The organism is Micromonospora sp. C97 (assembly GCF_018070385.1).
Taxonomy (GTDB): domain Bacteria; phylum Actinomycetota; class Actinomycetes; order Mycobacteriales; family Micromonosporaceae; genus Micromonospora; species Micromonospora parva.
The window spans coordinates 531,071-548,811 of sequence record NZ_JAGPXU010000001.1; the positions used below are offsets into that span (position 1 = coordinate 531,071).

A 17,741-nucleotide genomic window follows, 5' to 3' on the forward strand; every position below is an offset into this window, starting at 1 on the left:
GGGCAGGCAGCAGGTGTCTGGCGTGGGTGTCGATGTCGGCCGCAGTGCGCTGAGCGGCGGGTAGCTGGCCTGGTCGGTGCCGCCGCCAGAGTGCATCGAGTGTCTAGGATTCACCACGTGTCCGGATACCGCGACTTTCAGTCAGGCTTGAGATTCCTGCCGACACTGGCGATCGCTCCCGATGGTGACTCGATCGCCTACGTCGATGACGCCAACGGACAATTCAACCTGGTCACCCAAGCACTGTCGACTGGCGACACGCGACGTCTTACCGCCGGCACCGACTCGACGGTCCGTCGGGTGGCATGGCATCCCGGCGGTGAATGGCTGTTGTTCCTCGCCGACGACAGCGGGGACGAGAACACGCAGCTGTACCGGGTCGACGCTGCTGGCGGGATCACGGTGCAGCTAACCGACGCGCCGGACGTGCAGTACTCGGCTGCCCTCGGCGACCCGTTCTCCCCCGACGGCCGGTTCATCGCCTACTGCGGTAACGACCGGAATCCGGCCGACCAGGACGTGCTTGTGCACGACCTGTCGACCGATGAGGTACGCCGGATCTACACCGGCGGTGGCAGGGTCCACCCCGGGCACTGGTCCCCCGACGGGTCCCGGCTCACCCTCGCCGAATGGCGGACCACCAACAGCGACCACCTGGTCCATCTCATAACTGTCGACGGTGCCGAACCGCGATCGTTGACGCCGTACGACGATGTGGCGACCTACTGGTTGGGGCCGTGGCTGAGAGACGGCAGCGGATTTCTGGTGCTGTCGAACGTCGGTCGGGAGTTCACCGGGCTCGCGACCATGGATGCCGAAAGCGGCGCCCTCACCTGGCTGGACACCCCGGATTGGGATGTGGAGGAGGTCGCTCTCTCGGCGGACGGCCGGGTCCTGGTCTGGAACGTCAACGTCGACGGCTTCTCCCAACTGCGCGGGCGTGACCTCGTCAGCGGCGTCGACATCCGCATGCCGGAACTGCCAGCTGGCACGGGGACCGGCCTCACCGTGTCCGGCGACGGGCGGTTCGTCGTGCTGCGGCTGTCCACAGCAACCCGACCGTGGAACATTCTCCTGATTGATCTGGAGATTGGAGAGCTCAGGTGGCTGAGCAACGTTCGGCCGGTCGCGGCCGATCCCGCCACCTTCCGGGAGCCGACGTTGGTTCGTTATCCGGCGCAGGACGGCCGCCAGATCCCTGGCTATCTCTACCGTCCTGAAGGACCGGAACCAGCCGGTGTCCTGATCTCGATCCACGGTGGTCCGGCCTGGCAGGAGTTGCCGGTCTACATGCATGACGGCTTCTACCAGTATCTCCTGGCACATGGCATCGGCGTCTTCGCTCCCAACGTGCGGGGTTCTCTTGGTTACGGCCGCACCTACTCCGACCTCGTCAACCGCGATTGGGGCGGTGGCGATCTGACCGACCTCGCTGACGCCGTCGCGTACCTGCGGGCGCAGGAGTGGATCGACCCGAATCGCATCGGCGTCATGGGTGCCTCCTACGGCGGCTTCGCCGTGTTGTCGTGCCTCAGCCGGCTGTCGGAGCTGAACTGGGCCGCCGGTGTCGATTTCTATGGACCGAGCAATCTGGTCACCTTGGCCAAGGCGTCACCGCCGACGTGGCGCTCGTTGGTGGCCGCGGTGATCGGTGACCCGGAAGCCGATGCGGATCGACTGATGGCGCGCTCGCCGGTCACCCACGCCGACCGGATCCAAGCTCCCCTGATGGTCGTCCAGGGCGCCAACGATCCTCGCGTACCACGGCAGGAGAGCGATCAGATCGTCGAGCGGCTTCGATCCCGTGGCGTCGAGGTGCGCTACGAGGTCTTCCCAGACGAAGGCCACGGCCTGCTTCGCCGCGACAACCAGGCGAGGGCCTTCGCGGATGCCGGCGAGTTCCTCATCAGGCACTTGCGCGGTCGCGGCGGCTCCGTTGGCCAGAGCGGGCACTCCATGGACGACCACCCCGAGGAGAACGACAGTTCCTCTCCCCTGCTCGGCCAGTGAGTCCGCCGGGCGTACGGCCCGCCACCAGGGGTTCCGCAAACCGGTGGCCGCTACCGCCGGTGTCGAACGTCCTCGCCAGCAGGGTCCTCCCTACCCGAAGCGGATCGCCCTTGTTCAGGTGACCCAGTTCGTGGGCCAGGAGCGAAGCCCGGGCCCACGAACTGGGTCAATGGCGGGTGGGGCGCGCTACGGCTTCAGCACGATCTTTCCTCGCGCGTGGCGGGACTCACTCAACTCGTGGGCGGCGGCCGCTTCCTCCAGGGAGAAGACGGCTGCGACCGGCACCGTGAAGCGGCTCCGCTCGGCGAGTTCGCCGGCGGCGGCGATCCCTTCGAGAGCCGGTGAGTCCGCGCCGGGGCCAGAGCCGCGCGACAGGTGCACGCCGTACGCCGGGGCGTTGATGTCCGCGATGCTCACCACCCTGTCCGGGCCGGAGACCAGCCGGACCAGGTCGGGTATCGAGCCGGAGCCGGCACAGTCGAGTACCGCATCCACTCCGCCGGGCAGCAGCGCGTCGACCCGCCCGGCCAGCCCGGAGCCGTAGGTGGTCGGGATGGCCCCGAGCGAGGCCAGGAAGCCGTGATTGCGGTCGCTGGCCGTGCCGATGACGGCCGCGCCGCGAGCGACAGCGAGTTGGATCGCCGTCGTACCGACCCCGCCGGCCGCACCCTCGATCAACAGCGTGGTGCCGGCCCGCACGCCCAGCAGGTCGAGCACGCGGGTGGCCGTCTCGATGTTGCCGGCCGCGCCGCCCGCCTGTTCCCAATTCAGGGCGGCCGGCTTCGGTGCCCACGCGGCCAGGACGGCGTATTCGGCGTTCGCTCCGCCCATCTGGGCGTAGTCCGTGATCCCGAACACCTCGTCGCCTGGCCGGACCGTGGTCACCCCGTCACCGATCTCGTCCACCACGCCGGCCGCGTCGACGCCTGGCACGTGCGGCAGGCGGAGCGGAATCCATTCCTGGAATCGGCCGGCGCGGACGTATGTGTCGGCCGGATTGACACCCGAAGCCCGAACCGCCACCCGGATCTGCCCGGGTCCGGCGTGCGGTTCCGGTGCCTCCGAGACCGCAAGCACACTCGCGGGACCGTACTGGGAAAATTGCAGAGCCCTCATGTGCGGGGACGCTAACGCGCCTGCGCCGTCCGCCTCGCTAAAGTGAGAGCAGTGACCGCCCATTTGTCTCACACCCTTCGCTCCGACGCGCTGGACAACCGGGAGCGCATCCTCGACGCCGCCCGCGCGGTCTTCGCCGTTGCGGGTCTGGACGTGCCGATGCGGGAGGTCGCACGGCATGCCGGAGTGGCGCCGGCCACCCTGTACCGCAGGTTCCCGACCAAGGAGATGTTGGTCACCGAGGCCTTCGCAGAGCAGATGTACGCCTGCCGCGCCGTCGTCGACGAAGGTCTCGCCGATCCGGATCCGTGGCACGGTTTCTGTCTTGTCATTGAGAAGATGTGTGAACTGAACGCACGCGATGGGGGTTTCACCGCGGCTTTGATCTCGACGTTTCCCAATGCCGTGGATTTCGACGCGCGCCGCGAATACGCTCTCCGGTCGATCGCCGAGCTGGCCCGCCGGGCCAAGGAAGCCGGCCGTCTGCGCCCCGACTTCGCCCTGGACGACGTCATCCTCGTACTCATGGCCAACAGCGGTATCCACGCGCCGTCGCCGACCGCCAGGGTCGCCGCCTCCCGGCGCTTCGCCGCGCTCGCCATCCAGGCATTCCGCGCCAGCCCGGATGCCTCACCGCTGCCGCCTGCGGCGCGGCTGGCGCCCCCCGCACCGGTGTCGCGCGGGCCAGCGGAGCCCGGCGACGAGGGCGGCCTGGCCGCCGGTTAGCCACTGCCCTGGCCTCGGCCGTCGTCTCCGGCGCGGGATGGGTCTCCTCGTCGCTCTGGGTGAGGCCGCCCCGGGTGCCCACCGTCAAACCACGCAGTCCGTGGGGCCGGGCCACGACGTGCTGCGTTGACCCGGCAGCACAGCGTAGTTAGCGTTAACAACCCCCGTCCACATCAGAGGGAGCCATCCACCGGTCAAGGAGGGTCCATTGAGACTGCGACAGCGAAGGCCACGTCTCGGGTTGGGTCGGAGAGGTAGAGGTGTCGCGGTCCTGGCACTGGGTGCGCTGCTCTCGGTCTCGTCCGCGGCGGTGCCCGCACACGCTGCCGAGGAGCAACTCGACGACGGTCTGGTGCACCATTTCGCGCTCGACGAGACCAGTGGGACGACGTTGGTCAACTCGGGTAGCGCGGGATCGGTGGCGAACGCCACGCTGGTGAACCCCGAGAAGGCGACCTTGACCGGCGAGGGAGTCAGGTTCAACCCCGGCTCCTACGAGAGCGCCCTCGACGGCGCGTACGTGAAGCTGCCGAACGACATCACCGCCGGCATGTCCAACCTCACCGTCGACTATGACGTCTGGGTTGACCCGGCGAACGTCGGCGAGCACCAGATGTGGGGTTTTGGTCGCAAGTCCGGCTCGTGCGACGTTGACACCGGGGCCGAGGGTTCGATCTTCGCGTCGAACACCCAGCGGTTCCGCGTCGCGGTGGGTCCGGCGAACCTCCAGCAGAACCGGGTCCGCATGCTGGAGGGAGCGTGGACGCACGTCACCTTCACCCAGTCACTGAACCCGACCGGTACGAGTTGGACCGGCAGGCTCTACCTCGACGGCGTGCTGCACGCGACGTCGACGAACCTGACCACGCCGCCCTCGGTGAACGCCGCGGGGACGAACTGCAATTTCCTGGGTCGCTCGCAGACGTCGGGCCACTATTCGTTCCGCGGGACGATCCGAGACTTCCGGGTGTACGACCGGGCGGTCAGTCTCGACGAGACACTCGCCCTCGCGCAGCGGACCGTCTCCGACGGCGTCCGCGCCGACACCGACGCCATCGATCTTGGCCTGACCAGTGCGATCGTCCGTGACATGACGCTGCCGAAGGTGGGCTCCGTGGCGGGCTCGACCATCACGTGGACGAGCTCCGACCCGTCGGTCGTCGCGGTCCACACCCCGCCGGCCGTCGCCAGCGCCCGCAAGGTGGCGGTGACCGGCAGGATCACCCGACCCGCGCAGGGACAGCCGGACGCGACAGCCACGCTCACGGCGACTGTCCGCAAGGGCGCCCAGGAGGTCGGCACGCGGGACATCCCCGTCGTGGTGAAGGCCGAGTTCGACGATGCGCAGGCTGTCGACCGTGACACCTTCGACCTGGCCCTGAACACCACCAACGACGTACGCGGGAACCTCGACCTTGCCGCCAGCGGCGAGTTCGGCTCCACGATCACCTGGCGGTCGACCACCGACCTCGTCACCCCGACGGGTGCGGTCACCCGCCCGGCCTTCGGCCGTGCGGATGTTGCCGCCACCCTGACCGCGACCATCACCAAGGGCGCGGCCTCGCAGACGAAGTCGTTCCCGGTGCGCGTCGTCGCCATGCCGCGCTCCGAGGAGTACGAGCGGTACTTCATGGGGTACTTCAAGGGTGAGGGGATCGCCGACGGCGAGCAGATCATGTTCGCGACATCCAACGGGAACACCGCGCTGGACTGGACCGGCCTGACCGGGGGTCGGCCGTCACTCATCTCCCAGCTGGGCGACCAGGGTCTTCGTGACCCGCACATCGTCCGCTCACCCGACGGCGACACGTTCTACATGATCGCTACCGACCTGAACTGGTACGACCAGGGCGGGTACGCCATCAACGACACCCAGTACATCGAGGTGTTCGAGTCGCACGACCTGGTGAACTGGACCCCGCAGCGGCACGTGAAGGTCGCGCCCGACAACGCGGGCAACGCCTTCGCGCCGGAGTCGCTGTGGGTGGAGGAGATCGGCGCCTACGTCGTGTTCTGGGCCCAGTCGCTGTGGAGCGACCCGGTGAACCGCACGGGTCAGGGCAACGCGCAGATGTGGTACGCCACGACGCGGGACTTCCAGACGTTCTCCGCTCCCCAGGTCTGGCAGAACCCGGCCCCGCTGTCACGGATCGACACGACAGCGATCCGGGTCGGCGACAACTACTACCGCGTGACCAAGAACGAGGCCGGCAACCAGGGCTCGGACATCTTCTCGGAGAAGCACACCGACTTCCTGGACAGCAACATCGACAACTGGACGTTGGTCGCGCCGGCGCTCGGGCGCACGACGTGGGTCGCCAACCAGGGGTACGAGGGACCGGTCATCTTCAAGGCCAACCCCGGTGACACCGCCTGCCCCGGCCAGTTCTACCTCTGGGGTGACCGGTACACGAACGGCGGTGGGTACCAGGCCGCGTGCCACGAGAACATCGAGGCGCCGACCTGGAACGCCAAGGCGATCACGATGACCAACGCGGGTGTCGTCCGTCCGCGTCACGGCACCGTGATCCCGCTGACCGTGCGCGAGTGGAACGACATCCGCGGGATCCCGAACAGCGACGTCGCGACCACCACCGAGGTGGCCGTCCAGCCGTACGCGAGCGGGGCCCAGGCGACCACGGCCACCGTGACCGTCACGGCAGCCGACGGGTTCGAGACCGGCGGCCAGGTCCGGCTCAGTGTCGGCTCGTGGTCGACGCTCGCCCACCTGAGCGACGGCGCGGCCACTGTCACGCTGCCGACGGGTCTGCCTGCGGGTGCCCGGACGGTCAAGGCCGAATACCTGGGCTTCGACTACCTGAAGGCGTCGGAGGGTACGGCGTCGTTCGAGGTGCCTTCCGGTACGGCCGCCGTCAAGGTCCACGCGAAGGCCACGCCGGCGTCGGTTGTCCGCGGGGACACGTTCACGCTGAACGTGAGCGTGGGGCCGACGGGCAGGCCCAAGAAGAACGCTCCGACCCCGACCGGCGAGGTCACCGTCACCTTCGGCGGCACCGTGCAGGTCGTGCCGCTGGTGGACGGTAAGGCCGTCGTCGAGTTGCCGACCGCTGGTCTGCGGCGCGGGTCGTACCGGGTCCACGTCGCCTACTCCGGCAACCCGACCTACCAGCCCCACGCCGGTAACTATCAGAAGTTGACGGTGCGGTAGCCAGCCCAGGAACCCGCACCGCTGAAGGGCGGCGCAGGAAGGAGCGGGTGGGATCAGTGGATCCCGCCCGCTCCCCTCGTGCTCGACCCCGCGGCCGGACTACGGAGTGATCATGCCCTTCGAGACGACCAGGTTGTAGTTCTCGCCGAACACGTTGAGTTCGTGGACGCCGACCTTGACGTTCTCGGTCGTACCCAGGACCTTCAGCCTGACCGCGTTCGTCAGCACCCGGTCGAAGGTGACGTAGTCAGCCGTGTACGCGGTGGTGTTCGTGCTCCTGTCGACCAGGGGCCGCCACGTGTTGGTGGGGATGTCCTTGTACTCCAGCGTGTACCGCACGGCGTTGTCACTGGTGAACGTGCGCCCGAGCTCCTTCCACTGGATCTGCGCGGCGGAGATGTGGAAGACGGTCCCGAAGCCCCTGATGTACGTGGGCGCGGTGTCGCTGTCCGCCGGCTCCCACCACGTGGAGAGGGAACGGTCCGATCCGTAGTACGGGTTACGCCCGGGGGCATAGCTGCTTGCCCAGTACGCCTGGCTGTTGGTGGCCACGTTGTAGAGCCCGACGTCGTCCCGGCCCGAGATTTTCTTCCCCGGGGCCAGTTGCGGCGTGTTGGACAACTCGCAGTCGATCGCTCCCCGTTTCGGACCGGCGGGAATCACGGTGCAGACGTCCATGCCCAGTCGCCGCTCGAAGAACTCCTCGTAGGCGATGACATAGGTGTAGAAGAACACCAGGTTTCCGGAGTTGTCGAGGACGAAGCTGCCGTGCCCGGCGTTCGGGTACACCGCACTCGGGTGGTTGTTTCCGAAGCCGATCGGGTTCTGCTGGGTGACCTTGAATCCGGAAAGCGGTTTGTCCGAGGTCATCACGCCGGTCGCGTACGTGGTGAACTCCGTGCCACCGGACGCGACCGAGAGGTAGTAGGTGTCCCTCACCTTGAACAGCTGCGAACCCTCCACGTACCCGTGTGTGTAGGTGGCCTTGTTGTCACCGATGTGCTGCCACTCCTGGCGCGGGTCGAAGGTCCAGAGCACGACCGGGTCGCTGATGAGCTGGCGGGGATTGTTCGGGTCGAGTTCGGCGCCCATGATCGGTGAGCCGATGTTGTACGTCAGATACAGCCGACCGTCGGTGTCCGGGAAGAACTGCACGTCGCCGACGCTCAGGGTCTGGCCGGTCGGGCGCAGGAAGTTGCCCATGCTGGTCCACGGCCCGGTGGGCGAGTCGGCCTGATAGACCGGCGTGTTGTTGCCGGCCATGTAGAACTTGTCGCCGAGCTGGACGACGGTCGGCGCGACCAGGCCCAGGTTCATCTGGTGGGGCGTCCACGTGAGGTAGTCGGTGGTGGACCAGACGGTGCGGTTGTTGTTCGGTGCGTTCTGCATGGCACCTGACGCGTAGAGATAGATGGTCCCGTCGACGTTCAGCGCGGACCAGTCCGCCCCGGTGCGGGCGGAGTTCTCCGAGATCCTGCTGAAGCCAACTGTGGATCGGCTCGCCAGCGTCCGCCCGGACGCTGCCGTCCACGTCTCCAGGTTCAAGCTGGCCGGGATCTGCGACGTGTTCGCGACGTTCGCGTCGGTGGGTGGCATCGTCCCCACGATGTTGCGCACCGCCATCCCCGGCAAATTGATCGGGTTGACGTACGTCTGGGCCATGTCGACACCGGCCAGTGGCACCTTGGCGGACGGGGTTTGCGGTCCGACGCCCGGCGGTGCCGGCGGCGCGGGCTTCTCCGCCGCGGCCGGCACGATCGGTGCCAGTTGACCCACCCCGATTCCCACCAGGAGAGCGAGGCCAATTGCCGCCAACCCTCGACGTCGTTTCCCGGCGGCCCTCTCGATAACCATCAGGTCCCACCTTCCTTCTGGTCGTGATAACGCTAACAACAAACGGCCGTCGCCCGATTTTTCGGACAACCGACTTCGCGTGGTCGGTTGCTGGGTGTGAGGCACCCTTCGAATAGGCAAGAAGGGTGGGAGAAGGCGGGTCCGCTCGACCAGCTGGGCGCTCAGCGCGCACGTTCATGGGCTCGGTCTCGCCCAGCGAGCGAGGATCAGCGACGGGCAGCTGTTAGCGCTAACAAGGTTTCGGTGATGTTAACCGTACTATCTGGAGCCTGTCAAGAACGTCAATGCCACACGGCTCGACTGATCATGGCTTTGGGCTGTTGTGAGGGTTGACTCCATCTCCCCGGACGCCTGCGCCACGTACTGCACGAGACGACCTGTCGCAGCAACCTGTCATGATCATCGGCGGCCCCGGGTGCGTGGTGACGGTTTCGGCCCTCACGGCGGCAGCCCCACCAGCCCTGGCGTCACCGGCATCGCCATTACCACTGAGGAGATATCACAAGGTGCGTAAGACCATCATCGTTGTCGCGGCTGTCGGGGTCGCCCTGCTTGCCGCCGCGTGTGGAACCGAGACCAAGCCCGAGCAGACAACAGCGAGCGCCAGCAGCGCGGCTGTCGCTGAGACGAAGCCTGCTGCCGAGCCGAAGACGGTAGACGCTGCCAAGGCGCTAGCTCAGCGAGAGTTCGACACGTACGCCGCTGGAGACTGGAAGGGCGCGTGGGACCTGTGGACCAGTGAGGGCAAGGCGGCGATTTCGCGCGACGAGTACGCCCGGCTGCACACTGAATGCAAGACCATCACGGGCCTGACCTTCGAGATCACGACATCCCGGCTGGAGGGCGCGGACACGGCGATCGTGAACTACAAGCGGTCGATCGCGGCCGGCTCGTCCGAAGTCCGGTATGTGGACGGCCAGTGGCGTTACCAGCCGGACGCCGAGTCGATGGCGGACTACGCCAAGGGCGTGGACAAGGTCATCGCCGAAGGGCGTGCCAGCGGGCGCTGCGAAAAATAGCTGGAGGCCGGAGCCATTGCCCGCCCGGCCCTCTCGCCTGCGCGCGAGGGCCGGCGGCGTCCGTTACCGCCACCGCCACTGCCGGGTGGCTGCACTCCCGCCGGACACGAAGTCGTGCCCGGAACCGTCGCCGCCCCGTAGGCGACGGTTCCGGGCGTAGACCCTCGACCGCTCGCGTGCCGGTATGCGCCGTCGGTCACCACCAGTCGAAGTAGCGGCCGGCGTGGAAGATCCCCACACCGATGGCGGCGACGATGCCGACCGCGAGCACGACCGGGGCGATCACCACGCTGCCGGCCGCGACGCCGATGGCACCAGCGGCGATGGCCAGACCCGCGCCGATGCCGACGGCGCCGGCCACCACCCCCGGGGTGTCGCCAGCCTCGGCCGCCCGGTTCATGCTGACGTACGACACGGCGGCCAGACCGATGCCACCGATCACCAGTCCAGCGGTCATCGCGCTGACGGTGGCGACCGTGGCACCCGGCACGGCGATGGCGTACAACTCCAGGCCACCGCCGACCGCGCCGAGCGCGTCACCGACGCCCATCTCCCAGTCGCCCTGCTGGTAGTCGCCCCACAGGGCGAACGCCGACAGGCCGAACCCGAGGACGCTGAGCCCCTTGCCGGCCATGCCGGTCCGGCCCGGCAGTCCGCGCACGTGCTCCGGCGCCGTGGCGGTGGCCGGGATCTTCCGTCCCCGTCCCGGGTTGGTCGCCGTGCGGATCGCGTTTCCCACGCTGGCCGGCGCGTCGGTCTCGGTGATGATGACGGCCTGAGAGCGCTTGCCGGCCATGGTGCCGCTCGGGTTGGCCTGGATCGCGGCGTCCGCGTCCCGGGTCGCCTCCCGGGCGATGTCACCGGCCCTGCCGTACACGTCGGTCGACTTGATCTGCTTGACGGTGGTCGCGGTCTCCAGGTCGAAGTCCGCCGTGTTGTCGCGCCACGGCATGCCGTACAGCCATTCGAGGATGTTGCCGCGGAACGTTCCCCGGCCGCCCTTGAACTTGAAGTTCCAGATGAACTTCTCGGCTGCGGGCGCGGTGTGCGCGGCGGCGCCACCGGTGACGCCGGGTGCGGCCGGGGCCGCGCCGCCGGAGTCGGCCGGCGGCGGTTCGGGTGGCGGCTCCGGTGCGGGTGGTGGCGGCTCGGCCGGTGGCGGCTCCGGCGGCGGAGGCGGCGGCGTCGGCCTCGGTCGCGGCGGCGCGGGAGGCGGAAGTACGGCGTGTAGCACCCAGGTGCCGCCCGGGTGCTCGGACCAGGTGCCCCCCTCCAGGTTGAGGGTGACGTTGGGCTGGTAGTAGATGACCGAGTTGCTGTTGTTGATCCGTGGATCGAGCGTCGCGCCGTGGCTGCTGAGATAGCGGCGGAAGTCCTCCACCGTGGGGTTCTCGGACCCGGTGAAGTGCGGCTCCGAAATGGAGATGTCGTGGGTTTCCGGCCCGATGACGGTGGCGGGTCGGAATCCGGACGGATCTGCCATCCCGACCGGATTGTTGCGGCAGTACCGGAACAGGTTGCCCCCGTCGACGAAGCCACCCGGGTCGGTGCTCGCCCACCGGCCCAGCCACGGCACGTAGTACCGCGCCCCGGCATAGCAGAAGCCGGTCTCGTCGTCCGCCTCGTGCCCGCCGAAGCGGTACCGCTTCAGGCTGAGGTCGACGCCCGGCCGGCCGTACCGGTACGCGGTAGTGCCGTACGGGTGGTACTCCTCGTAGGAGATGATCACCCCGGCCGCGTCGGTCTCCAGCGCGGCCGAGCCGAGGTGGTTGGTGAGCTGGTAGCGGATCAGCGGAACGCCGAGCGGGTTGGCCGGGTCGAAGCCGCCGACGTCGACGGTTTTGACGTCCACCTGGGCGACCGGGCCGGTGTCGTCGGCGATCGTGGTGGTCCAGCGCTCGTGCTGGAGGGTGCCGGTGACCCGGTTGCGCCGCCGGAACACGATGACCGCGCCCAGGAAGATCCATTCCAGTTGGACGCTGCCCGGCCGGTCCACAATCTTGCGCAGCCGCTGCCCGCTCGCCGCGTAGACGAACCGGGCCTCACCGCCGCCGCCGAGGTCGACCCGGCTGAGCTGGTCGCGGACGTTCCACTCCAGCGCCGGCAGGTGCGGCATGACGGTCAGGTTGCCGACGGCGTCGTGCGCGTACCCGGCCGAGTAGGGGCCGTCGTCGGGGTCACCGGGGACGCTCGTGGCGGCCAGTCGGTTCGTGGCGTCGGCCGGGTCGTCCTGGTACGCGTACCGGTGGTGCCGGGTCCAGCCGGCACCCACCCCGGCCTGCGTCCGGAACCGGTGCCGGAGCACGGTGAGGTTACCGAGCGGGTCGTACTCGTACTCCTCGGTGTAGGCGCGTACCGCGCCGGCATCGGTGAGGCTGCCGGCCGGCGGCACGTCGGTGTGGTCGCGGATCGCGTCGTTCGGCGCCCCGGCCAACTCCCGCCCGCTCGCCCGGACCAGCTGGTAGAGCGGGTCGTACGCGTAGTCGCTGGCGGCCGGCACCGCCGCGTTGCCGAAGAAGGTGGGCGCGCCCGGCTCGGCCACCCGGGTCACGTTGCCCACCGGGTCGTACGTGTAGCGCAGGTCGCGTACCCCGGCGGTGAGCAGCCGTTCCAACCGGAACGTCATCGGGTCGTAGAAGTATTCGGTGACCAGGCCGTTGCCGTGCCGGGCGAACCGCCGCCGGCCCAGCGCGTCGTAGTCCTGCTCGGACAGGAACTCCACCTCCGCGCCCTGGCCACGCAGCCGCGCGGTCAGCCGGCCGAGCATGCCGCCCTCAAGGTAGGCCGGTCGTAGCTCGGTGGCGTCGGGCAGGGTGACCAGTGTCGGACGGTTGAGCGCGTCGTACTCGGCGGCGGTGCCGAAGACCTCGCTCTCCAGCAGCGGCGCCGCGGCGGCCAGTACCGCCGCGTGGTCGGGCGCGGCGGCAACCGGCGACCAGTCCGGGCCCGCGACGTCATCGGTGGCGAGCCTGCGTTCGGCCCGCCGCGGGTTGCCCTTGAAGTCGACAGCGGGGACCCGCACCTGGCCCGCCTGGTCGAACACCAGGTAGGGCACGCCGTGCAGGCCCAGCGTCGCCGCGTCCGGGTGCCGGTCGCCGAAGACCACGTACTGCACGCAGCGCTCCGCGCCGGCGGACTCCCGGACGTACACGCCCACCGGTCGGTGCAGGGCGTCGTACGTGGTGCGGAACGTCCGACCGTGCTCGTCCCAGATCCGGCGCACCCCGCCGAGCACATCCTGGAACACCCACCGCTCGCCCTTCTCCGCGCTCCACGAGCGCACCCCCGCGCCGTGCATGGCGGTGGCCGCGCTGGCGATGTGCCGACCCAGCGCGTCGTACCCGTCCGAGGACCGGCCGGTGAGGTCTCCGGTGGTGCGTACGCCGAAGCGCTGGCCGGCTCCCCGGTCGGCCACCGAGTAGACGGCCCGACCCAGGCTGTCGAAGTGGACAACGGACGGCGTGTCGGCGTGCGCGGCGGCGAGCCACGCGGCGCGGACGGCCGGGTCGGCCGGTTCCGGATCGGAGACGGCAGGGCTGCCCCGCTCGGCGTACCACTGGCTGTCGAGCACCGTGTCGTTGGCGTCGAACAACCGGTGCGACCAGGCAGTGGACTCGACCCGGCTGAGGGTTCCGTCCGGATACCGGGTCAGCACGGCCCGACCCAGCGGGTCGTAGTAGCGGATCGCGGTGGCGCCGATCTCGCGCAGCGCCGCCGCGTCCTCGTACTCGTGGGTGGTGCTGAAGTAGGGCTGGTACCGCTTCACCGGGTTGCCCTTGTTGTTGACCACCGTGCGGCCGGTGCCGACCCAGCGTGGGTCGGCGTCCACCTCGACGGGCACCCCGTCCTCCCCCACCTCGAGGGCCCTGCCGGGATGCACCCGCGACTTGGTGATCGCCACCCCACCGGTGCCGGTGCTGTACTCGTAGCTCTCCAGCCAGCGCGTGTTGGTCGGGCCGTGCCGTTCCCGGTGCAGGCCCCGGCTGTACGCGGGCTGGCCGTTGACCATCCAGTTGAACGGGTCGTAGGTGAACGTCAACGTCGGATCGTCGAGCGTGTCACCGTCCCCGGCGCCGGGCCGGCCGAGCAGCGCCGAGGCCACCACCCGGCCCAGCTCGTCGTAGCGCACCGCGCGGCGCTGCCCGTTCGGGTCGGTGACGAGGCTCGGGCCCAGCACCCGGTAGTCGTTGACGGCGGTGGTGACCGACCAGGCCGCCTGGTCGATGGTCACCCGCTCGGTGAGCAGGTGATAGTCGTCGAAGGTGACCGCCGTCGCCAGGCCGAGCGCGTCCCGGGCCCCGTTGGACAGGTAGAAGTGCGCGGCCGGGTCGGCGGGATAGCGCAGCTCGCCCGAGGGAATCCACCAGTCCGGGCCACCGTCGAGCTGCACGTATCCGGCGGCGGCCAGGTCCGCGCCGGTGACTGCCGTGCCGTAGCCGGCAGCCAGCGCGGCCGGCGTGAAGGCGAGCTGGTACGTCTGGTGTCCCAGCCCCAGGCTGTCCCACTGCCCGGCCGGCAGCGGCGCCAACGCGTTGTCCCGGAACCGCACCTGTGACCGGGACAGCAACCGCCGCTGCGCGCTGACCCCGTCGGCCACCACCTCGTACCCGATGGGGGTGGCCGCGGCGAATCCGGCGAGCAGTTCGGCCCGGGTGAACAGCGGGCCGGCCGGGGCCAGCCCGGTCAGTTCGTGGCCGACCGCCTCATACGCGGTGCGGAGCCGGTACGCCGGCACGGGCATCGTTTCGTCGATGTCCGGGGTGTAGCTCTGCTCGCCGTACGTGACGTGACGGCGCCGCTGCTCGACGGTCACCTCGGCGGGCAGGTCCGGGTCGGGAGTGGTGCGGCCGTAGACCACCGCGGCGGCCTGCACGACGGAGCCGTACGGGCCGAGGACCAGGTTGAGCCGGTGGCTGATCCGGGGCTCATCCGGCTCCCGGTCGTAGGAGAGGCTGACCGCCTCCCGTTCGACGGCGACGAACACCCGCGCGTCCAGCCGCTGCACCTCATACGTCTGCTCGACCACCCCGTACGGGTGTTCCTGCGCGGCACTGCCGTCGTACGAGTACACCTCCTGCCGCAGCGGCAGGCCGCGCAGCGCCCGCCGGCTCTCCCGCAGCTCCGCGGCGGAGACTCCGACCGGCAGCGCCACAGTGGGCAGGTGCCGGCCGGCGTACCACTCGGCGGACAGGTCGACCGGGGCGCCGGTGTGGTACCAGGTCTTCGTGGTGACCGGTGGCTGGAACAGCTCGGGCGAGGTGTCCTGATTCCCGTCGACCGCCTCGACGCCCAGCACGTGGTCCACGAACGACTCGCCGTCGATCTGCTCGACCATGCCGAAGCCGGCGAACTCCCGCTCGTCGCCGTCGTAGTGCCCGTGGTGGTAGCGGTAGCCGGTGACCAGCCGGGTCCCGGCGATCCGGTCGACCTGTTCCACCTGCTCGACGACCTGCACCGGGAACGGCAGCCGGGTGACCCACGGTTGGCCGTTTCGCCGGTCGGCCAGTTGGAAGGCGGTGGAAGCGGCGTACCGGATGATGGTTTCGCCGCCCAGGTTGTTCACCACCCGGGTGAGCAGGTGGGGCTTGCCGTCGGCGGCCAGGTCCAGATAACGCACCGGACCGGAGGCGTCGCCGGGCAGCGGCGACGACCAGACCAGGCAGCCGGTGCCGGTGCCCAGCAGGTCGGTCACCGTCACCGTCGAGTCGGGCGTGACATGCGGCAGGTCGGGCAGGTCGACCGGGGCGGACCAGCTGTTACCGGACTGGTTGTACCAGAGCCGGATCTCCCATCGGCCCAGGTAGCACAGGTCCATCATGCCGGTGCCGTCCACGTCGGTGAGGAGCACCCGGGCGGGGTCGAACTCGTCCTGCCCGGTGAACCACGGCGCGTCGTCCATCTCGACCTTGGCGCCGAATCGGCCGTAGCCGACGTTGGGCCAGTAGCAGACGGATCCGTCGCGGACCCGGACCAGGTCGGTGAGGCCGTCGCCGGACATGTCGGCGAGGAAGACGCTCTGCCGGTCGTCGGAGCGCAGCAGCCGTGGGCCACGATCCTCGTCGGCGGGCCAGAGCGCGGGTCGCGCCGGGCCGTACCCCACCTCGGCCAGCGACTCGTGCCACGTCAGCACGGTGTCCCCGGTGAGCAGCAGGTCGGGCCGGCCGTCCCCGGTGAGGTCCAGCAGCAGCAGGTCGGGGCTGGCCCAGTCGACGGCGGGCAGCTCGCGGAACGGTTGCAGATCGGACCAGCCGGCGTCGTCGGTGCGGCGGACGAAGCCCGCCGGGACGGTGCCGAGTTGGACCAGCTCGATCCGCCCGTCCCCGTTCACGTCGACCAGTTGCTGGCGTCCGCCGGCCAGGTCGGTCAGCGACGGCACGGTGGGCAGCGCGGCGACCGGGCCGATCCGGCCGGCGCCGAGATTCGGCCGGTAGTAGAGGGCACCCTCGTGCCCGGTCAGCACCCCGGCGAGTCCTTCCCCGTCCAGGTCCACCCACAGCTCGGTGCGCCCGTCCACGCCGGCCGGCAGGTTCGCCAGGCTGTCCCGGTCCAGTTCCCGGGTGGTCGGTGCGATGGTGGCCGGGATGTACTCGAAGGTCACCGGGGGCAGTGCGGCGCTGGTGTGCCCGCCGTCGGCGGCCGGGGAGTAGCCGCGCTGCGTCACCTCGACCAGGGTGGACAGCACCGGCCCGGTGGCGTATTCCAGCTCCACCGCGCGGACCAGGCAGTCCGCTCCCACCTCCGGCTCGTCAGGGAAGTGGTGGAACATCAGGATCCGGCGGCACAGCCGGTAGGTGCGGACCTCGAATCCCGGGCGATAGGTGGAGAACGGGTCCGGCCGGCAGGTCCAGTCCCCGGTGTCAGCCGGGCGCGGGTCGTCGGGGTCGTGCTCGCCGTAGTCGAACACCACCTCGAACAACCAGCCGGCGTCGGCGATCTGGGCCGGCGTCAGGTCCACCGGGCGTCGACCGTCGGCGTCCAGCAGCGGCACCGCGTTGCCGTAGCGCACCGACTTGAGGTAGCGGTTGGTGTGCCGGTCGGTGCGGTGCCGTTCGTGCGGCCGGTCCAGGTCCAGGCCGACGGCGTCCTCGGCCTTGTAGGTGTAGGTGATGGCGTTGCCCCGGTCGTCCCGGGTCTCGCAGAGCAGCCAGGTGTGCACCTTCGCGCCCCGGCCGATCCGGGAGTCGCCGTCGCGGCCGTACACGGCCAGCAGGTTCGCCCCGGACACTGTGCGCCAGTGCACGTCACCGTCGGAGTCCCGGGTCCACCGCTCGATCCGGGCGAACGCCCCCTCGGTCCTCGGCCGGAACCGCTGCACCGTGTGCCCGGCGACCGGGGTGCCGCCGGGCACCGGGATGAGGTCGTCCTCGCCGGACAGCAGGAAGGTGTCGGTGTCGTCGTAGCGGGGCAGGCCGCGGTCGGTGCGCCGGCTGATGGCCGGCACGGGCAGCTGCCAGCCGAGGCCGAACGGGCCGTTCCCGGCGCCCGAGTCGTAGCTGAGCGTCAGGTCGGGTTGGCACCCGGACCGGCTGCCGCTGACCGGGATGGGCACCGACATGCCGCCGGTCCCGGTGACCGGGTGGGCGGCGAACGTCTCGCCGATGGCCCGGATCGCGCCGCCGCCGGTGGGCAGGCTGATCGCCGGTCCGCCGAGCCCTGGCCCGGCCGCGCCCTGACCGGCCGGCGGCGTGCCGGTGCCGGCCGCGTCGGCCGTCGGCCCGCCCGGCCCGAACGCCCCACCCGCCGCGTCGGGAGCGCCCGCGCCGGTCGGGTCGGCGGAGCCGCGCCACCGGGAGCCGGGCCCCGGCCCCCACGATCCGCCGCCGACCGGATAGCTGGTCGTCACCACT

Annotated in this window: 7 protein-coding genes; 4 read left to right on the forward strand and 3 right to left on the reverse strand. The window is 69.9% G+C overall.

Features of this window, described 5'->3' with window-relative positions; all coding sequences use genetic code 11:
* Positions 1 to 117 precede the first annotated feature (117 nt).
* Positions 118 to 2,010, forward strand: coding sequence for a S9 family peptidase (locus tag KBX26_RS32890; protein ID WP_210864576.1), 1,893 nt, complete (start codon positions 118 to 120; stop codon positions 2,008 to 2,010).
* Positions 2,011 to 2,196: 186 nt separating this feature from the next.
* On the opposite strand, the gene KBX26_RS02345 is transcribed toward KBX26_RS32890, so the two are convergent.
* Positions 2,197 to 3,126 (reverse strand): NADP-dependent oxidoreductase, encoded by a 930-nt coding sequence (locus KBX26_RS02345; RefSeq protein WP_210864577.1) that lies wholly within the window; start codon positions 3,124 to 3,126, stop codon positions 2,197 to 2,199.
* A 51-nt stretch (positions 3,127 to 3,177) separates the two neighbouring features.
* Here KBX26_RS02345 and KBX26_RS02350 point away from each other — a divergent pair, with 51 nt between their 5' ends.
* On the forward strand, positions 3,178 to 3,852 hold the full coding sequence (locus KBX26_RS02350; RefSeq protein ID WP_036411170.1) for a TetR/AcrR family transcriptional regulator: 675 nt from the start codon (positions 3,178 to 3,180) through the stop codon (positions 3,850 to 3,852).
* A gap of 310 nt (positions 3,853 to 4,162) precedes the next feature.
* Complete coding sequence (locus KBX26_RS02355) at positions 4,163 to 7,021, forward strand: immunoglobulin-like domain-containing protein (RefSeq protein ID WP_210864578.1); 2,859 nt, start codon at positions 4,163 to 4,165, stop codon at positions 7,019 to 7,021.
* A gap of 99 nt (positions 7,022 to 7,120) precedes the next feature.
* Here the strand turns inward: KBX26_RS02355 and KBX26_RS02360 are convergent, their stop codons facing one another.
* A complete protein-coding gene (locus KBX26_RS02360) occupies positions 7,121 to 8,875 on the reverse strand; it encodes a family 43 glycosylhydrolase (RefSeq protein WP_210864579.1) in 1,755 nt (584 codons plus the stop codon).
* A gap of 506 nt (positions 8,876 to 9,381) precedes the next feature.
* On the opposite strand from KBX26_RS02360, the gene KBX26_RS02365 reads away from it, so the two are divergent.
* On the forward strand, positions 9,382 to 9,894 hold the full coding sequence (locus KBX26_RS02365; RefSeq protein WP_210864580.1) for a hypothetical protein: 513 nt from the start codon (positions 9,382 to 9,384) through the stop codon (positions 9,892 to 9,894).
* 196 nt (positions 9,895 to 10,090) lie between these two features.
* On the opposite strand, the gene KBX26_RS02370 is transcribed toward KBX26_RS02365, so the two are convergent.
* Entirely contained in the window at positions 10,091 to 17,737 is a 7,647-nt protein-coding gene (locus KBX26_RS02370) for a SpvB/TcaC N-terminal domain-containing protein (protein WP_210864581.1), read from the reverse strand.
* Positions 17,738 to 17,741: the final 4 nt, after the last annotated feature.